Here is a 16,536-nt window from a genome sequence, read left to right on the forward strand (position 1 = left end):
TGGAATAGCGATCTGGTTCACACGAATAGCGCGTTCTGTTGTTGATAGATGGGAAAATATACAGATTCACTAAAGTCTGTTCATATTGCGGCCGATAGCCTTTGATACATCAGGGTTTTCCCTGCCTGACACAACAACAAGGATTCGTCGTCATGACCCTCTCTCTGCGCGGCAAGCTGCTGGCCACCAGTCTTGGTGTGGTGCTGCTGATGGCATCACTGCTCGGCATCGTTGCCTTTCACACCCTAAAATCCCGCACCATGAGCGCCATCCAGAGCGAGGCGGTCAACTATGGCCACGCCTACTCGGTCGCCATCGGCGAATGGATGACGGATCGCAAGAACACCGTCCATGCGCTGGTCAACCTGATCAGCGACAACCCCCAAGCCGAGCTGGTGCCCCACCTGAAGCAGGCCTACACCTCCGGTGGATTCGGGCTTACCTATTTTGGCTCCGCGCAGGGGGTGATGACCCGGCAGGATCCCTCCCTCAACACCGGCAACTATGACCCGCGCGAGCGCCCCTGGTATCAGGATGCGGTGAAGGCGGGGCAGCTGATCGTCACCGCCCCCTATGTCAGCGTCACCATGCAGAAGCTGGTGGTCACCCTCTCCGAGCCGGTGCGCCATCAGGGGGAGCTGGTCGGTGCCGTGGGGGCCAACTTGGCGCTCGACAAGCTGATCGACGAAGTGCTGGCGATGAAGGTGCAGGGTGAGGGCTACGCCATGCTGCTCGACAGCAGCGGCCTCATCGTCGGCCATCCGCAGAAGGATTTGGCGCTCAAGCCCATCGCCGAGCTGGCGCCGGGACTCTCTGCCGCCACCTTCCAGCAGTGGGGCCGTGAAAACAGCGAGCTGCACGCCGCCACCCTCGACGGGCGGGATGTGCTGCTGGCGGTACAACCGGTACCGGGCACCGACTGGCTGCTGGCCATGGTGATGTATCGCGATGTGCTGGAGGCTCCGCTCAGCAGTCTGCTGTGGGAGCTGGTGGGGCTGACTCTGGTGCTGATGCTGGTATTCAGCGCCCTGCTCACCGCCACCTTCAAATACCTGTTCGCCGATCTCGGTCGGGTCGCGCACGCCCTGCACGACATTGCCCACGGCGAGGGGGATCTCACCGTTCACATCAACACCCACAGCAAGGATGAGGTGGGCCAGCTGGCCCAGAACTTCAACCAGTTCGTGGCGCGGCTGCACGGTATCGTCAGCCGGTTGCGGGATGTGACCGTCGAGCTGGCGGCACAGTCTCGCGCTCAGGCGGCCGGGGCGCAGGCCCGCAGCCAGCGGGTACGCCAGCAGCAGGACGAGATCGTGATGGTGGCGACCGCGGTGACCGAGATGGCTTCCGCTACCCAGGAGATCGCCGGTAATGCCGAGTTTGCCGCCACCACCGCCACCGATGCGGTCGCACTGGCGGTCGCCGGCCAATCCCAGGTTGGCCAGAGTCAGCGCAGCATTACCGGTTTGGCGGACGAAGTGGCCGATGCCAGCCAGATCATCAATGAGCTGGACAGCCATGCCCAGAAGATCAGCGGCATTCTGGCGACCATCAGCGGCATCGCCGAGCAGACCAACCTGCTGGCGCTCAACGCCGCCATCGAGGCGGCCCGGGCCGGTGAGCAGGGCCGTGGTTTTGCGGTGGTGGCGGACGAGGTGCGGGTGCTGTCGCGCCGTACCCACGACTCCACCGACGAGATCCAGCAGATGATCGAGACCCTGCAGCAGACCACTCGTCGCGCCGTGGGTGGTATGGAGACCAGCCGTCAGCTGGCGGGTACCAGCGTGGAGGATGCGGAAGCCGCCAACCAGAGCCTTGCCCGGATCAACGAGGCGATCGGCTCCATCAGCGACATGGCGACCCAGATCGCGGCGGCGGCCGAAGAGCAGACCTCGGTGACCGGCGAGATCAGCCGCAATACCGAGAATATCCGCCACGTCTCGCAAGAGCTGGCCGAGCAGGCGGGCAGCGAGGCGGCGCAGGCGGCTGAACTCAAGTCGTTGACCGAGCGGCTGGAGCAGGAGATCGGCCGCTTCCAGCTCTGACATCCCGCCACGCCAGCAACAGAAAGGGCAGCCCGCGGGCTGCCCTTTGTTATTTCACGACTGGCTTAAGGAGTCTGTTTGACCCAAATCAGCTGGTCGGTGGCAAAGCCCAGCGACTTCGCTTTGGCGACCAGCGCATCCACCTTCGCCTTGGGCGGGTTGGGTGAGCGGGAGAGGATCCAGAGGTAATCGTGGTTGTAGCTGGTCACCAGCGAGAGCTGGTAATCGGGGTCGAGGTCGATGACGTTGTAGCCGCCGTAGAAGGGGCCGAAGAAGCTCACCTTGAGCCGCGCCTCGTCAGGAGTATCGACGAAGTAGGCCTTGCCCTCGGCTTCGCGCCAGCTGCCATCGCTCTGCTTGCCGCGGTTGAGCACCTTGACGCCGCCATCGTCCCGCAGGCTGTAGGTGGCGCTCACCTGCTCCAGCCCCCGCTCGAAGCTGTGGTCGAGGCGGGCAATCTCATACCAGGTGCCAAGATAACGATCGAGCTGGAAGCCGGTAACGGGGCGGATGCCATCGGCAATCCCGGTACAGGCCGTCAGCAGTAAAGCGGTGAACAGGCAAAGCAGTGAACGCATAAGTAATCCCTCTCTTGTTATCCCTCAATGATGCGCAACTGACCATCCCGGAAGCGGGAGGCCTGATCCGTCGGCGTGCTGCCGAAGAAGCGCTTGTACTCCCGACTGAACTGGGAGTTGCTCTCGTAACCGACTCTGGCCGCCGCGGTGCCCGCCTTGATGCCGTCGTGCAGCATCATCATTCGCGCCTTGTGCAGGCGAAACGACTTGATGTACTGCAGCGGCGAGGTAGCTGTGACCGCCTTGAAGTGGTGGTGAAAGGCGGAGACGCTCATGTTCACCTCCCGCGCCAGCTCCTCCATGGTGAGGTTGTCGGCATAACGGGACTCTATCATACGCAGCACCCGGGCGATCTGGCCCACATGGTTGTGGCGATTGGCGAGCGCTTGCAGCGCCGGGCCGCCCCCCTCGGTGAGGGCGTGGAACAGCATCTCCCGCACCGTCTGCGGTCCCAGCACCCTGGCGTGCAACGGGTTATCCATCAGCTCGATCAGTCGCTCGGCGGCGCAAAACATGGTTTCCGACAGGGGGACCGAGTGGACGCCGCTCTTTTGCGGCGCGGGGGCGGGCAGGGCATCGCCCAGCTCCAGCAGCAGCTCTTGCAGGGTGACCAGATCGATCTCGATGGTAAAACCGATAAGCGGCTGCTCGGGGGAGGCGAAGCACTCGCACTCGCAGGGGAGCGGCAGGGTCATCAGCAGATAGTGGTTGGGGTCGTAGCGAAACACCTGATCCGCCAGATAACCCACCTTGTGTCCCTGCAGGATAACGATCATCCGCGGTTGGTAGAGCACCGGGGTGCGGCCATGGTGCTCGGTGGTATAGATGAGGTTGACCTGTTTCACCGGTGATGGGGTGATGCCGGGGGCGGTGACGTGGCGGGTCAATCTGGTTGCGAGGTCGCTGTAACGGTTTTGCATGGGCGCTCTTTGATTCGACAGTTCCGGTTTTCGCTGCTTTGTAGAAATAGGCAAGAATCAAGCAGGATGTTGTCTTGATGGTAGGGTGGTTCTGGAGAAAAATGCAATCACGATTTCGCGGCCTGGCCGCCCTGACTATCAGAAGAAGGCAATGTCGATGAACAACTTTACTCTCCATACCCCGACCAAAATCCTGTTCGGCCAAGGGCAGATCGCCCAGCTGCGCGAGCAGCTTCCGAGCGACGCCCGCGTCATGATCACCTATGGTGGCGGCAGCGTGGTACGCAGCGGCCTGCTGGAACAGATCCGCAACGAGCTGGCTGGCATGACCCTGTTTGAATTTGGCGGCATCGAGCCGAACCCGGCCTACGAGACCCTGATGGGCGCCGTAGAGCTGGCCCGTGCCGAGCGGGTCGACTTCCTGCTCGCCGTTGGCGGTGGCTCCGTGCTCGATGGCACCAAGTTTATCGCTGCTGCCGCGCACTACGATCTGGCCAAGGATCCCTGGCACATTCTCGAGACCGTCGGCAGCGAAGTGCGTTCCGCCATCCCGCTTGGTTCCGTGCTGACCCTGCCGGCGACCGGTTCCGAAATGAACATGGGCGCCGTCATCACCCGTCGCAGCAGTGGCGACAAGGTGCACTTCTTCTCGCCGTTCGTGATGCCGCGCTTTGCCGTACTCGATCCGGTGCTCACCTACACCCTGCCCGAGCGTCAGGTGGCGAACGGGGTAGTGGATGCGTTTGTTCACATCGTGGAGCAGTACCTCACCTATCCGGTCAATGCCAAGGTGCAGGATCGCTTCGCTGAAGGCTTGCTGCTGACCCTGATCGAAGAGGGTCCCAAGGCGCTGGCCGAGCCGCACAACTACGAGGTACGCGCCAACATCATGTGGAGCGCCACCATGGCGTTGAACGGCCTGATCGGTGCCGGTGTGCCGCAGGACTGGGCCACCCATATGCTGGGTCACGAGCTGACTGCCCTGCACGGCCTCGACCACGCCCAGACTCTGGCGGTGGTGCTGCCCGCCCTGCTGCAGGCCAAGCGCAAACAGAAACATGCCAAGCTGCTGCAATACGCCGAGCGGGTGTGGGGTCTGCACAGCGGTAGCGAAGCGGAGCGCATCGACGATGCCATCGCCGCGACCCGCGACTTCTTCGAGCGGATGGGGGTCAAGACCCGACTGCGCGACTACGGTCTGAAAGATCTGGGTATCGACACCCTGATCGGCAAGCTGGGTGAGCACGGCATGACCCGTCTGGGCGAGCACAGCGATATCGATCTGGTGCAGAGCCAGCATATTTATGAAGCGGCCTGGTAAGGGCCGCCAATCGGTGCCAAACGGGCGAAACGATTGAATTGCCGGGGCCCTCTCCCGCTATCTGGCGGCTGAGCGGCCCCGCTTTTGTTGGGAAAATGTTACTTTTCGGCGTTTCGCTGCGAGAAGTGAGACGAAAGCGGATTTCGTAAGAACAAAAAACGCTAAGATAGAGGGCCGGTAAAACATTTTTTTTGACTGGTTGGATCACTTTTTTCAGCCGTTTTTACTGGTATAAGCCTCTAATTTGGTTTGTTTTTTTTAATCGTAGCCAGGGATGGGCTGAATTCTGTACGAGTGCCGTCGGGACTGCGGTTGTAATAAAACTCCAAAATTTGATACTAATCACCTTCGCGCCTGAAAAGCGGGGGCCTGACCATGACAGGAGGTTGAGGTAAAGCCTACTGATTTTCATAACAAAGAGCCCTGGACCTGCACTTTGGTCATGTCTTGTTTCGTCAGAAGTGAGACACTGGGCAGCGATTGTTTATTAACCATCAGGGAATAGTCATGCAGATTGGAATACCGAGAGAGAGTCTCGCCGGTGAGACCCGGGTCGCAGCGACCCCGGCTACCGTCGAGCAGCTGAAAAAGCTCGGCTTCGAGGTCGCCATCGAGACCGGCGCAGGCCTGTCGGCCAGCTTCGATGATGCCGCCTTCGAGGCTGCCGGTGCCAGCGTGGTGCCGAATGTCTGGCAAGCCGACCTTATCTTCAAGGTCAATGCGCCGACCGATGCCGAGATCGCACAAATTAAAGATGGCGCCACTCTGGTGAGCTTCATCTGGCCTGCCCAGAACCCTGAGCTGGTCAAGAAGCTGTCCGAGCGCAACATCAATGTGATGGCGATGGATATGGTGCCGCGGATCTCCCGTGCCCAGTCCCTCGATGCCCTCTCCTCCATGGCCAACATCGGTGGCTATCGCGCCGTGGTTGAAGCTGCGCACCAGTTCGGTCGCTTCTTCACCGGTCAAATCACCGCAGCCGGTAAAGTGCCGCCTGCCAAGGTACTGGTGATCGGTGCCGGTGTGGCCGGTCTGGCTGCCATCGGTACGGCCGGTTCCCTCGGTGCCATCGTGCGTGCGTTCGATACCCGTCTGGAAGTGGCCGAGCAGATCGAATCCATGGGTGGCGAGTTCCTCAAGCTCGACTTCGGCGGTGAGGATGGTTCCTCCTCCGATGGTTACGCCAAAGTGATGAGCGAAGAGTTCATCAAGGCCGAGATGGAGCTGTTTGCCCAGCAGGCCAAAGAGGTGGACATCATCATCACCACCGCCCTGATCCCGGGCAAGCCGGCTCCCAAGCTGATCACCAAAGAGATGGTCGACAGCATGAAGCCGGGCTCCGTCATTGTGGACATGGCCGCTCAGGCTGGCGGCAACTGTGAATACACAGTGCCGGGTGAGCTGCATGTCACCGACAACGGCGTCAAGGTGATTGGTTACACCGATCTGCCGGGTCGTCTGCCTGCCCAATCCTCCCAGCTCTACGGTACCAACTTGGTCAACCTGATGAAGCTGATGTGCAAGGAGAAGGACGGCAACGTTGCCATCGACTTCGAAGACGTGGTTCAGCGCAACATGACGGTGATCCAGGCCGGTGAAGTGACCTTCCCGCCGCCCGCCATCTCCGTCTCTGCTGCCCCGCAGAAACCGGCCGCCGCCAAACCGGCCGCCAAGAAGGAAGAGGCCAAGCCCTCCAACAAGAAGTTCGTGTTCGGTGCCCTCGGCATCGCCGCCTTCGGCTGGATCGCCTCCGTTGCCCCGGCAGCCTTCCTCTCCCACTTCACCGTATTCATCTTGGCCTGTGTGGTCGGTTACTACGTGGTGTGGAACGTATCGCACGCCCTGCACACGCCGCTGATGTCGGTCACCAATGCCATCTCCGGCATTATCGTGGTCGGTGCCCTGCTGCAGATCGGGCAAGGGTCGACTCTGGTTACCGCATTGGCCTTCATCGCCGTGCTGATTGCCAGTATCAACATCTTCGGCGGCTTCACCGTCACTCAGCGCATGCTGAAGATGTTCCGTAAGGATTAAGGGGGTTTAACGTGTCTCAAGGACTGGTAACAGCATCCTATATCGTTGCCGCCGTGCTCTTCATCCTCAGTCTCGCGGGACTGTCGAAGCAAGAAACGGCCAAGCATGGCAACCTGTTCGGTATCGCGGGTATGGCTATCGCCCTGCTCGCCACCGTATTCAACCCGGAGACCAGTGGCGTTCACTGGATCATCCTGGCCATGGTGATCGGTGGTGCCATCGGCGTGCGTCTGGCACTCAAGGTCGAAATGACCGAGATGCCCGAGCTGGTGGCCGTGCTGCACAGCTTCGTGGGTATGGCGGCAGTACTGGTGGGCTTCAACAGCTTCATCGATCTGCACCCTTCTGCACCTGCTGAGGTCGTCGTCTCCGTCGGTTCCAACCTGGATGCCACCCTGGCAGCCGCCCGTGCGGCGTTCGAGCAGGCCAACAGCGTTGCCCAGGTTGAGCACCTGACCGGCGCCATGCTGAACATCCATCTGGTCGAGATCTTCCTGGGCGTCTTCATTGGTGCCGTAACCTTTACCGGTTCCGTGGTTGCCTTCGGCAAACTGCGTGGTCTCATCTCCTCCAAGCCACTGATGCTGCCGCACCGCCACAAGCTGAACCTGCTGGCCGTGGTCGCTTCTCTGGCGCTGATGGTCTACTTCGTCAACGCGGGCGGCTCTACCTTCGCCCTGCTGGTGATGACCCTGATCGCCTTCGCCTTCGGCTGGCACCTGGTTGCCTCCATCGGTGGCGCAGACATGCCGGTCGTGGTCTCCATGCTGAACTCCTACTCCGGTTGGGCGGCGGCGGCGGCGGGCTTCATGCTCTCCAACGACCTGCTGATCGTCACCGGTGCCCTGGTGGGTTCCTCTGGTGCGATCCTCTCTTACATCATGTGCAAGGCGATGAACCGCTCCTTCATCTCCGTGATCGCCGGTGGCTTCGGCTCCGACGGCGTGGCCTCCACGGCTGATCAGGAGATGGGCGAATACCGCGAAACCAGCGCCGAGGAAGTGGCTGACCTGCTGAAGAACTCCAGCTCCGTCATCATCACCCCGGGCTACGGTATGGCGGTGGCGCAGGCCCAGTATCCGGTGGCTGAAATCACCCAGAAGCTGCGTGATCGTGGCGTCAAGGTGCGCTTCGGTATCCACCCGGTTGCCGGTCGTCTGCCTGGCCACATGAACGTGCTGCTGGCGGAAGCGAAAGTCCCGTATGACATCGTTCTGGAAATGGACGAGATCAACGACGACTTCGCCGATACCGACACCGTGCTGGTGATCGGTGCCAACGACACCGTTAACCCGGCCGCGATGGAAGATCCGGGCAGCCCGATCGCCGGTATGCCGGTGCTGGAAGTGTGGAAAGCGCAGAACGTCATCGGCTTCAAGCGTTCCATGAACACTGGCTACGCCGGTGTCCAGAACCCGCTGTTCTTCAAGGAAAATACCCAGATGCTGTTTGGCGATGCCAAGGCCAGTGTCGAGGCAATCCTGAAAGCACTGTAAGTGCCATTCAGAGAGTGAATATCAAGGAGGCTTCGGCCTCCTTTTTTATTGCTCATCCCTTGTATATCCTCAATCCATACGGACCATGAGGGATCTCCATGATGTGGTGTCAGGGTTGGCGAAGGATCGGGTTGTACGGCTGGCTGCTCGTCTCCCTGTTTGGTGCTGGTTCGGCCGTGGCGACGAGCGAGCAGCCGACCCTGACGCTGCTGACCGAGCTGTGGCCCCCTTATGTGATGCGTGGTGACAATGGCGAGCTGGCCGGCGCCGATCTCGATCTGGCCTGTACCGTGTTGCGCCAGATGGGTTATCGCACCGAAATCAGGGTGCTGCCCTGGAAGCGGGTTCTGCAGCAGGCCCGTCTCAGGCAGGGGGATGCGGTAGTCGACGTCTTCTTTGAACCTTCCCGCCAGCATTGGCTCCACTACCCCGAAGAGCCGCTCTCTTACAGCGGAGAAGTGCTCTTCTATCCGACGGTTCGTCCGGTGGATTTCAAACAGCTCTCCGACCTCAAGGGTCTGCGGATAGGTATTCAGGAAGATTATGCCTACAGCCCCGATTTTCTGACCGATCCCGGGGTGATCCGGATGCCGATGACGGGGGAGGGGAATGCCATCAAACAGCTGCATTTGATGATGGCAGGTCGGCTGGACGGGGTGGTGCTCAACGAGCGCGTTGGTCGTTATCTGCTGCATACCCAGGGGTTACAGGATCAGGTGAACCACGGCTCGCGCCTGCTGACCGACGACAACCGCAACTTCCTCGCGTTTACCCACAAGCCCGGCCACGACCAGCTGGCTATCCGCTTCTCCTCTGCCCTCAAGGCGTTCAAACAGACTCCCGCCTACAAGCAACTGCTGGCCCGCTATCACCTCTGAGTTGCCGCCCTGCTGTGCGCGGCTTCACAATTTGTCGCACTTTGTTAAAAGGTGGGCATAATGGCGAGCAAAAAGGGGATGCCGCTCAACATTAGTTGATCTTGTTGATAGTAGAATCAACTGCGGTTTACTCAAAGTTACTCATATATGTCCACAGCAGCCACCACTGACCAGATCAATTCGTTAACAGATGAAGAACGTCATCTGATCGCCAGTTTCGAGCCCGCGGTCGAGGCGCTGGCTGCGCTGTTTGGCGCAGGGTGCGAGGTGGTGTTGCATGCGTTCGATACGCTGGATGCATCGGTCATCAAGATTGCCAACGGCCATGTCACCGGTCGTCGGGAGGGGGCGCCGGTCACCGACTTTGCCCTCAACCGCTTGCAGGGGGAGGCGGGCAGCCAGTGGAGCAGTTACTTCAGCCGTACCCGCGACGGGACGCTGATGAAGTCCTCCTCCATCACCATCAGCAACCGGCAGGGCAAGCCCATCGGCATGCTCTGCGTGAACTTCAGTCTGGATACCTCCCTTGGCAGCCTGCTCGATACCTTTGCGTTGCCAGCGGCACCAGCGCCGCTCAACAACGAGACTTTTGCCAGCTCGGTGGACGATCTGGTGACCCAGGTGATTGAGAAGGTGGATCGGGATGATTCGCTCTCCTGCACGGTGCGCAACAAGGAGATAGTGACCCGGCTCTTCGACATGGGGATCTTCGAGATCAAGGAGGCGGCCCAGCTGGTTGCCCGGATGCTCGGCATCTCCCGTCATACTGTTTATCTGCATATCCGCAACCACAAGGCGGATCTGAACAAGCAATAACTGCCTGCGGGCACCCTGAACATGAGAAACACTGCGATGAAAGCACAATGGACCGACTTTATTACCCTGCTCAAGCGTGAAGTGGTGCCGGCCCTGGGCTGTACCGAGCCGATGTCGGTGGCGCTGGCGGCGGCCAACTGCCGCAAGCTGCTGGGGGAGACTCCTACCCGCATCAACGTCTGGGTCAGTGGCAATCTGTTCAAGAACGGCATGGGCGTCGGGGTGCCGGGCACCGGCATGATCGGTCTGCCGGTGGCCGCTGCGGTCGGCATCACAGGGGGCAACCCCGATGCCGGGCTGGAGGTGCTAAAGACTCTCACACCAGAACAGGTGGAAGCGGCCAAGGCGCTGCTGCCGGTCATCAAGGTGGATGTGAAGGATGTGCCGGACGTGCTCTACGCCGAGGTGCTGGCCGAAGTGGAGGGCCATAGCGCCCGGGTGGTGATCTGCACCGACCACACCCGCATCATCCTGATGGAGAAGGATGGCGAGGTGCTGATGGAGCAGGCCAGTGCCCCCGGCGTGCAGATCCAGCTGGCCAAATCCACCAAACCGGCCATGACCCTGCGGGAGATCGTCGATTTTGCATTGGAAGTGCCGCTGGCGGAGATCGACTTTATCCGCGAGGCCGCCACCATGAATCAGGCGCTGGCGGACGAAGGGTTGCAGGGTTACGGCCTGAAGATCGGCAAGATCCTCACCGAGCAGGTGGAGCGCAAGCTGCTCTCCGATGACCTGATGACCCTGGCTATGCGCCTCTCCTCCGCCGCCTCCGATGCGCGGATGGATGGTGCCATGCTGCCCGCCATGTCCAACTCCGGTTCCGGAAATCAGGGCATTGCCGCCACCATGCCGGTGGTCGCGGCCGCCCGCTTCCTCAAGGCGAGCGACGAGCAGCTGACCCGGGCACTGGTGATGAGCCATCTGGTGGCCATCTACATCAAGACCTATCAGAACAAGCTGTCGGCCCTCTGCGCCGCCAGTACCGCCGCCATGGGGGCTGGAGCCGCCATCACCTGGCTGCTGGGCGGCCAGTATCAGCAGATCAGCCACTGCATCAACAACATGATTGGCGATGTCTCCGGCATCATCTGCGACGGCGCGGGCAGCGCCTGCTCCATGAAGGTCTCCACCTCCACCTCGGCGGCGGTTAAGTCTTCGCTGATGGCTATCAACAACCTGCATGTCCCCCAGAGCGAGGGGATCGTCTCCGATGACGTGGACCAGACCATCGCCAATCTGGGACGACTCTCCAAAGAGGGGATGCTGGATACCGACATCGAAATCATCAATATCATGCGAGCGAAACAGGAGAAGCAGTGAATCTGTGACAAGGGGGCGATAGACCCCCTTGTTCTTGTCACGACGGCGCAGACCGTCTGACACGGTTGCCAGGGCAAGCATGGCGCTTGCTCTTGTTTCTCGGGCCCAAGCCCGCTTTTTGGGGAGTCATACCATGACATTTAGCGTTATCGGCAATCTGGCCATCGCCGCCATCTTGCTGTTCTTTCTCTACCGGTTACAGGAAAAACATGTGAGCTTCACCCGCCGGGTATTTGCCGGTCTGGGGCTCGGTATTCTGTTCGGCGCCGCGTTGCAACTGCTTTACGGTGCAGGTTCGCCCGTCATTGTTCAGACCATCGACTATCTGGATATCGTGGGTAGCGGCTATGTGAAGCTGCTGCAGATGATCATCATCCCGCTGATCATGGTCTCCATCATCAGCGCTATCTTGAAGCTCAATGGCGGCACTGCGCTGGGCAAGATCAGCGCCATGACCATAGGCGTGCTGATCTTCACCACCGCTATCGCCGCCGGGGCGGGCATCCTGATGTCCAACCTGTTTGGCCTGAGCGCTGAAGGGCTCACCTCCGGTGCCGCCGAAAGCGCCCGGGGCGCCGCGCTGCAGACCACCCTCGGCAGCGTCGAGAGCATGTCGTTTGCCAAGATGATGCTGGAGTTCATTCCCGCCAACCCCTTCCTCGACATGACTGGCGCGCGCAAGACCTCCACCATCGCCGTGGTGATCTTCTCCATCTTCATCGGCCTCTCTGCCACCGGCATTGCCCGCAAGAAGCCGGAGATCTTCGCCAGCTTCAGCCACTTCGTGGCCGTGGCTCATGCCATCGTAATGCGAATGGTGACCCTGGTGCTGCGCCTGACCCCGTTCGGCGTGCTGGCGCTGATGACCAAGGTGGTCTCCGGTTCCAACTATGCTGACATCCTCAACCTGCTCAGCTTTGTGATGGCCTCTTACGGCGCCATCGCCATCATGTTTGTCGTGCACCTGCTGCTGGTGAGCATGGTCGGCATCAACCCGCTGCGCTTCCTCAAGAAGATCACTCCGGTGCTGGCGTTTGCCTTCACCTCGCGCACCAGTGCGGGCTCCATTCCGATGAACGTGCAGACCCAGACCAAGTCGCTGGGTATTCCTGAGGGGATCGCCAACTTCGCCGCCTCCTTCGGTTCCACCATCGGCCAGAACGGCTGCGCCGGTATCTATCCAGCCATGCTGGCCGTGATGATTGCGCCGACCGTCGGGGTCAACCCGATGGATCCCGGTTTTATCATGACCCTGATCGCCATCATCACCGTCAGCTCCTTCGGGGTGGCCGGGATTGGCGGCGGCGCCACCTTTGCCGCGCTGATCGTGCTCTCCGCGCTGGACTTCCCGGTGGCGCTGGCCGGTCTGCTCATCTCCATCGAGCCGCTGATCGACATGGGCCGTACCGCGCTCAACGTCTCCGGCTCCATCACCGCAGGGACGGTCACCAGCCGCCTGATGGGCGAGACCGACATGCATGTGTTCAACAGCGATCACGAAGTGAGTCTGGACGGCGAAGAGTCCACCGTCTGATTTGCTGTCGGTTGATCTGCCCGTGGAAAGGGGCGACTCTTTCCCGTCATAGACCGCAGGGAGGGCATGCCCTCCCTGCGCCATTGAGAGGAAAAACTATGAGAATTCTGATCATCGGTGGCGAAGCCGCCGGTATGAGCGCGGCCGCCAAGGCGCGCCGACTGGCCAAAGAGGCGGAGATCGTGGTGTATGAGGCCTCCGAAGTGATCTCTTTCGGTGCCTGTGGCCTGCCTTACTTCGTCGGTGACGAGTTTCAGGAGCCCGGTTACATGGCCGAGTTCACCCCTGAGCAGTTCGCCGCCAAGGGGATCGAGGTCAAGATTGGCCATCGGGTGCTGAGCGTCGATGCGGCTGCCCAGACTCTGGTGGTGGAGCACAACGGCGACACCTTCACCGATCGCTACGATCGGCTGATGATCGCCACCGGCGCCCGCGAAGTGATGCCCCCCATCCCCGGCTTGCAGCAGCAAGGGGTATTTGGTCTGCGCCGGATGGCCGACGGGCTTGCGCTGAAGGCGGCGGTGCAAGACAAGAACAATCGCCGCGCCCTGGTGATCGGCTCCGGCTTTATCGGGCTGGAGGTGGTCGAGGCGCTGGTGCATCAGGGCAAAGAGGTGCGTCTTATCGAGCTGGCGGATCGGGTCATCCCCGACGCGTTTGATGGCGAGATCACCCAACACATCGAAACCGAACTGCGCGAGCAGGGGGTCTCTCTCCATCTGGGTGAGCGAGTTGAAGCGCTGCTGGGGGATGGCCGGGTGACCGGCGTGCGCACCAGCCAGGGCGAGTACGAGGCCGATATCGTGGTGGTCTGCACCGGGGTCAAGCCCAACACCGAGTTTCTGGCCGATACCGGCATCGAGCGGCTCGGTAACGGCGCCATCAAGGTGGATCGTCAGGGACGCAGCTCGCTGGCCAACGTCTGGTCGGCCGGTGACTGTGCCAGCGTCTGGCACAGCGTGAAGCAGCAGCAGGTCTATGTACCGCTCGCCACCATCGCCAACAAGCTGGGGCGCATGGTGGGCGAGAACCTGGCGGGGGCCGAGCAGGAGTTCCCGGGCACTTTGGGCTCTGCGGCGCTCAAGGTGCTGGGGCTGGAGGCGGGCCGTACCGGCCTCTCCGAGCAGGAAGCCAAGGCGATGGGCATCGACTATCGCACTGTTGTGATCAAGGACAAGTGCCACACCAACTACTGCCCGGGTCAGTCCGACATTCACGTCAAGCTGGTCTATGAGGCGGGCAGCAAGCGGCTGCTGGGTGGCCAGATCCTCGGTCGCAAGGGGGCGGTCCACCGCATCGACGCGCTGGCGGTGGCCATCACCATGGGGGTGACCACCGAGCAGCTCGGCATGCTGGACTTTGCCTACGCGCCGCCCTTCTCCCGCACCTGGGATGCCCTGAACGTGGCGGGTAACGTCGCGAAGTAAGCGTTGCGATGACGGACGGCGTTGGGAAGGCGCCGTCACGCTGACCCAGCTCTGCAGAGCCCCTGCGGGTAATGTCAGTGGCTAAATTGCAGCGATAAAAAAACCGATGCCTTGGCATCGGTTTTTTGTTACCGGTTTATCCGTATCACTCAGCCACGGCCGAGGCGGTTCTCCGGGTAGTTCTTGGCCAGCACTTCGCGGGCATGCTTGGCCAGCTGCGGCATCTTCAGAGCGTCGTAAGACTCGACCATGATCTCCAGTGCCTTCTCGGTTTCGGCTGTGTCGGGGTAGGTTTCGACAATCAGCTTGGCCCGGTTGGCGGCCGCAACCAGTGCATCACGCTTCACGTAATACTCGGCCACGCTCAGGTCATATCGGGCCAGACGATTCTTCAGGCCAATCATGCGGGCGCGGGCATCGGCGGCATAGACGCTGTTGGGGTAGTTCTGCAGCAGGGTCTTGAAGTCCTGGAATGCCTGACGGGCATAAGCCGGGTCTTTGTCGTCACGACCTATACCGAACAGGCTTTGGAAGAAGTTGTAATCCGCCGCCATGTTGGTCAGGCCGCGCATATAGAAGACGTAATCGATATTTTTATGCGCCGGATTGAGGCGGATAAAACGGTCGATATTGGCGATCGCCTGAGCGGTATCATCCTGCTTGTAGTAGGCATAGATGAGGTCAAGCTGCACCTGATTGGAGTAGGCACCGAACGGGTAGCGAGAGTCCAAAGCCTCCAGCAATTCAGTGGCTTGCACGTAATTGCCAACATCCAGTTTGAGGCGTGCTTTCTGGTACAGGGTCTCCGGCGGTTCGTCGGGTACCTTGGGTTTGGTGCTGGAACAGCCTGTGATCAAGGTAGCGACCAAGGCGAGCGACATCAGCAGGTGAGACTTCTTTCCCATCAACAACATCCGGTCCATTTCCACGAAATTGGCAAAGTATCCGTTATGCTTGGCTAAAAGAAAAGCTAGAATACCCGGATTATTTCGAATTGATACCCCCCGCTCAAGAGACCATACATGAGCCAGCATATTGAACTGACAGGCGAATTCCAGGATCACCAATTCGGGCAGCGACTCGACCAGGCCCTGGCCGAATTGTTTCCAGACTACTCCCGCACCCGCATCAAGGAGTGGATTTTACAGGACAGAGTGACCCTGGACGGTCAGGTTGCCAACACCCCGCGCGAGAAGATTCTGGCCGGGCAGCAGGTGCATGTGAATGTCGAGCTGGAAGATGATACTCGCTGGGATGCCCAGGATATCGAGCTCAACATCGTTTATGAAGATGAACACATTCTGGTGATCGACAAACCAGCCGGTCTGGTGGTTCACCCGGGTGCAGGTACGCCGGATGGCACCATCCTCAACGCCCTGCTGCACCGCTACCCCGGCATTGCCGAGGTGCCCCGCGCCGGTATCGTGCACCGTCTGGATAAAGACACCACAGGTTTGATGGTGGTTGCCAAAACCGTACCCGCACAGACCCATCTGGTGGAAGCGTTGCAGGCGCGCCAGATCACCCGTGAGTACGAAGCGATCGCCATCGGTCACATGACCGCAGGTGGTACCGTTGATGCGCCTATCGGCCGTCACCCGACCCAGCGTACCCACATGGCCGTGGTGCCCAATGGCCGTCCTTCCGTGACCCACTACCGGGTGCACGAGAAGTTCCGTGGCCACACCCGCCTGCGTCTGCGTCTGGAGACCGGCCGTACCCACCAGATCCGTGTCCACATGGCGCACATCAAACACCCGCTGGTGGGAGATCCCGCTTACGGTGGCCGTCTGCGCCCGCTGCGCAACGCGACCCCCGAGCTGACCCAGGCACTGCGTAACTTCAACCGTCAGGCGCTGCATGCCACCATGCTGCAACTGGCTCACCCCATCACGGGTGAAGTGATGCAGTGGCATTCAGCTACACCGCAAGACATGGTGGAGCTGATGGAAGTGCTGCGCGCGGATACTCTCGCCAATCCGGATGATTTAGTCTGGAATTGATGGGCTGAAAGAGGTGCTGCAGATCAAGGGCACCCTCGCCAATCCGGACGATCTGGTCTGGAACTGATGTGATAGGGCCTGCTGCGTCGGTTTCTGGCGTCATCCGGCCCGAATAGATGCCAAACGGGGTTCCCTTGCAGGAGCCCCGTTTTTATATCGGT

At 60.6% G+C, this 16,536-nt stretch carries 13 protein-coding genes; 10 read left to right on the top strand and 3 right to left on the bottom strand.

Going from position 1 to position 16,536, the window contains the following annotated elements:
* The first annotated feature begins 152 nt into the window (after positions 1-152).
* Positions 153-2,045 (top strand): methyl-accepting chemotaxis protein, encoded by a 1,893-nt coding sequence (locus tag OKC42_RS09865; RefSeq protein WP_201953968.1) that lies wholly within the window; start codon positions 153-155, stop codon positions 2,043-2,045.
* A gap of 65 nt (positions 2,046-2,110) precedes the next feature.
* On the opposite strand, the gene OKC42_RS09870 is transcribed toward OKC42_RS09865, so the two are convergent.
* The gene (locus OKC42_RS09870; RefSeq protein WP_193860845.1) at positions 2,111-2,623 is read right to left on the bottom strand and encodes a lipocalin family protein; all 513 of its coding nucleotides are present in this window, start codon (positions 2,621-2,623) and stop codon (positions 2,111-2,113) included.
* A gap of 17 nt (positions 2,624-2,640) precedes the next feature.
* Entirely contained in the window at positions 2,641-3,543 is a 903-nt protein-coding gene (locus OKC42_RS09875) for an AraC family transcriptional regulator (protein WP_005339751.1), read from the bottom strand.
* Positions 3,544-3,700: 157 nt separating this feature from the next.
* On the opposite strand from OKC42_RS09875, the gene yqhD reads away from it, so the two are divergent.
* The 8 genes from yqhD to OKC42_RS09915 all read left to right on the top strand — a co-directional run bounded on the left by yqhD (position 3,701) and on the right by OKC42_RS09915 (position 14,372).
* On the top strand, positions 3,701-4,864 hold the full coding sequence (gene yqhD / locus OKC42_RS09880) for an alcohol dehydrogenase (protein ID WP_139405384.1): 1,164 nt from the start codon (positions 3,701-3,703) through the stop codon (positions 4,862-4,864).
* A 507-nt stretch (positions 4,865-5,371) separates the two neighbouring features.
* Positions 5,372-6,898 (top strand): Re/Si-specific NAD(P)(+) transhydrogenase subunit alpha, encoded by a 1,527-nt coding sequence (gene pntA, locus OKC42_RS09885; protein ID WP_201953971.1) that lies wholly within the window; start codon positions 5,372-5,374, stop codon positions 6,896-6,898.
* A gap of 11 nt (positions 6,899-6,909) precedes the next feature.
* Positions 6,910-8,394, top strand: a complete 1,485-nt coding sequence (gene pntB / locus OKC42_RS09890) for a Re/Si-specific NAD(P)(+) transhydrogenase subunit beta (protein ID WP_005339759.1) — start codon at positions 6,910-6,912, stop codon at positions 8,392-8,394.
* A gap of 98 nt (positions 8,395-8,492) precedes the next feature.
* Positions 8,493-9,272 (top strand): substrate-binding periplasmic protein, encoded by a 780-nt coding sequence (locus OKC42_RS09895; RefSeq protein WP_201953973.1) that lies wholly within the window; start codon positions 8,493-8,495, stop codon positions 9,270-9,272.
* A 147-nt stretch (positions 9,273-9,419) separates the two neighbouring features.
* Positions 9,420-10,088 carry a helix-turn-helix transcriptional regulator gene (locus OKC42_RS09900; protein WP_005357564.1) on the top strand — a complete coding sequence of 223 codons (669 nt, stop codon included), beginning with the start codon at positions 9,420-9,422 and terminating at the stop codon, positions 10,086-10,088.
* Between the two features lie 21 nt (positions 10,089-10,109).
* Positions 10,110-11,411, top strand: coding sequence for an L-cysteine desulfidase family protein (locus tag OKC42_RS09905; protein WP_201953975.1), 1,302 nt, complete (start codon positions 10,110-10,112; stop codon positions 11,409-11,411).
* A 133-nt stretch (positions 11,412-11,544) separates the two neighbouring features.
* Positions 11,545-12,945, top strand: coding sequence for an L-cystine transporter (locus OKC42_RS09910; RefSeq protein ID WP_270819593.1), 1,401 nt, complete (start codon positions 11,545-11,547; stop codon positions 12,943-12,945).
* 98 nt (positions 12,946-13,043) lie between these two features.
* The gene (locus tag OKC42_RS09915) at positions 13,044-14,372 is read left to right on the top strand and encodes a CoA-disulfide reductase (RefSeq protein WP_201953977.1); all 1,329 of its coding nucleotides are present in this window, start codon (positions 13,044-13,046) and stop codon (positions 14,370-14,372) included.
* A gap of 149 nt (positions 14,373-14,521) precedes the next feature.
* On the opposite strand, the gene OKC42_RS09920 is transcribed toward OKC42_RS09915, so the two are convergent.
* On the bottom strand, positions 14,522-15,277 hold the full coding sequence (locus OKC42_RS09920; RefSeq protein ID WP_005339769.1) for an outer membrane protein assembly factor BamD: 756 nt from the start codon (positions 15,275-15,277) through the stop codon (positions 14,522-14,524).
* 117 nt (positions 15,278-15,394) lie between these two features.
* Here OKC42_RS09920 and rluD point away from each other — a divergent pair, with 117 nt between their 5' ends.
* Positions 15,395-16,375: a 23S rRNA pseudouridine(1911/1915/1917) synthase RluD gene (gene rluD / locus OKC42_RS09925; protein ID WP_005339771.1), complete on the top strand. Its 981-nt coding sequence runs from the start codon at positions 15,395-15,397 to the stop codon at positions 16,373-16,375.
* Positions 16,376-16,536 lie beyond the last annotated feature (161 nt).

Origin of the sequence: Aeromonas sp. Y311-2, from assembly GCF_027706025.1 — a bacterium.
GTDB classification, from domain to species: domain Bacteria; phylum Pseudomonadota; class Gammaproteobacteria; order Enterobacterales; family Aeromonadaceae; genus Aeromonas; species Aeromonas veronii.

Excerpts from the sequence above, each read along its gene's own strand:
- OKC42_RS09865 (WP_201953968.1), top strand. The coding sequence starts at position 153 with ATGACCCTCTCTCTGCGCGGCAAGCTGCTGGCCACCAGTCTTGGTGTG.
- OKC42_RS09870 (WP_193860845.1), bottom strand. The coding sequence starts at position 2,623 with ATGCGTTCACTGCTTTGCCTGTTCACCGCTTTACTGCTGACGGCCTGT.
- OKC42_RS09875 (WP_005339751.1), bottom strand. The coding sequence starts at position 3,543 with ATGCAAAACCGTTACAGCGACCTCGCAACCAGATTGACCCGCCACGTC.
- yqhD (WP_139405384.1), top strand. The coding sequence starts at position 3,701 with ATGAACAACTTTACTCTCCATACCCCGACCAAAATCCTGTTCGGCCAA.
- pntA (WP_201953971.1), top strand. The coding sequence starts at position 5,372 with ATGCAGATTGGAATACCGAGAGAGAGTCTCGCCGGTGAGACCCGGGTC.
- OKC42_RS09895 (WP_201953973.1), top strand. The coding sequence starts at position 8,493 with ATGATGTGGTGTCAGGGTTGGCGAAGGATCGGGTTGTACGGCTGGCTG.
- OKC42_RS09900 (WP_005357564.1), top strand. The coding sequence starts at position 9,420 with ATGTCCACAGCAGCCACCACTGACCAGATCAATTCGTTAACAGATGAA.
- OKC42_RS09905 (WP_201953975.1), top strand. The coding sequence starts at position 10,110 with ATGAGAAACACTGCGATGAAAGCACAATGGACCGACTTTATTACCCTG.
- OKC42_RS09910 (WP_270819593.1), top strand. The coding sequence starts at position 11,545 with ATGACATTTAGCGTTATCGGCAATCTGGCCATCGCCGCCATCTTGCTG.
- OKC42_RS09915 (WP_201953977.1), top strand. The coding sequence starts at position 13,044 with ATGAGAATTCTGATCATCGGTGGCGAAGCCGCCGGTATGAGCGCGGCC.
- OKC42_RS09920 (WP_005339769.1), bottom strand. The coding sequence starts at position 15,277 with ATGGGAAAGAAGTCTCACCTGCTGATGTCGCTCGCCTTGGTCGCTACC.
- rluD (WP_005339771.1), top strand. The coding sequence starts at position 15,395 with ATGAGCCAGCATATTGAACTGACAGGCGAATTCCAGGATCACCAATTC.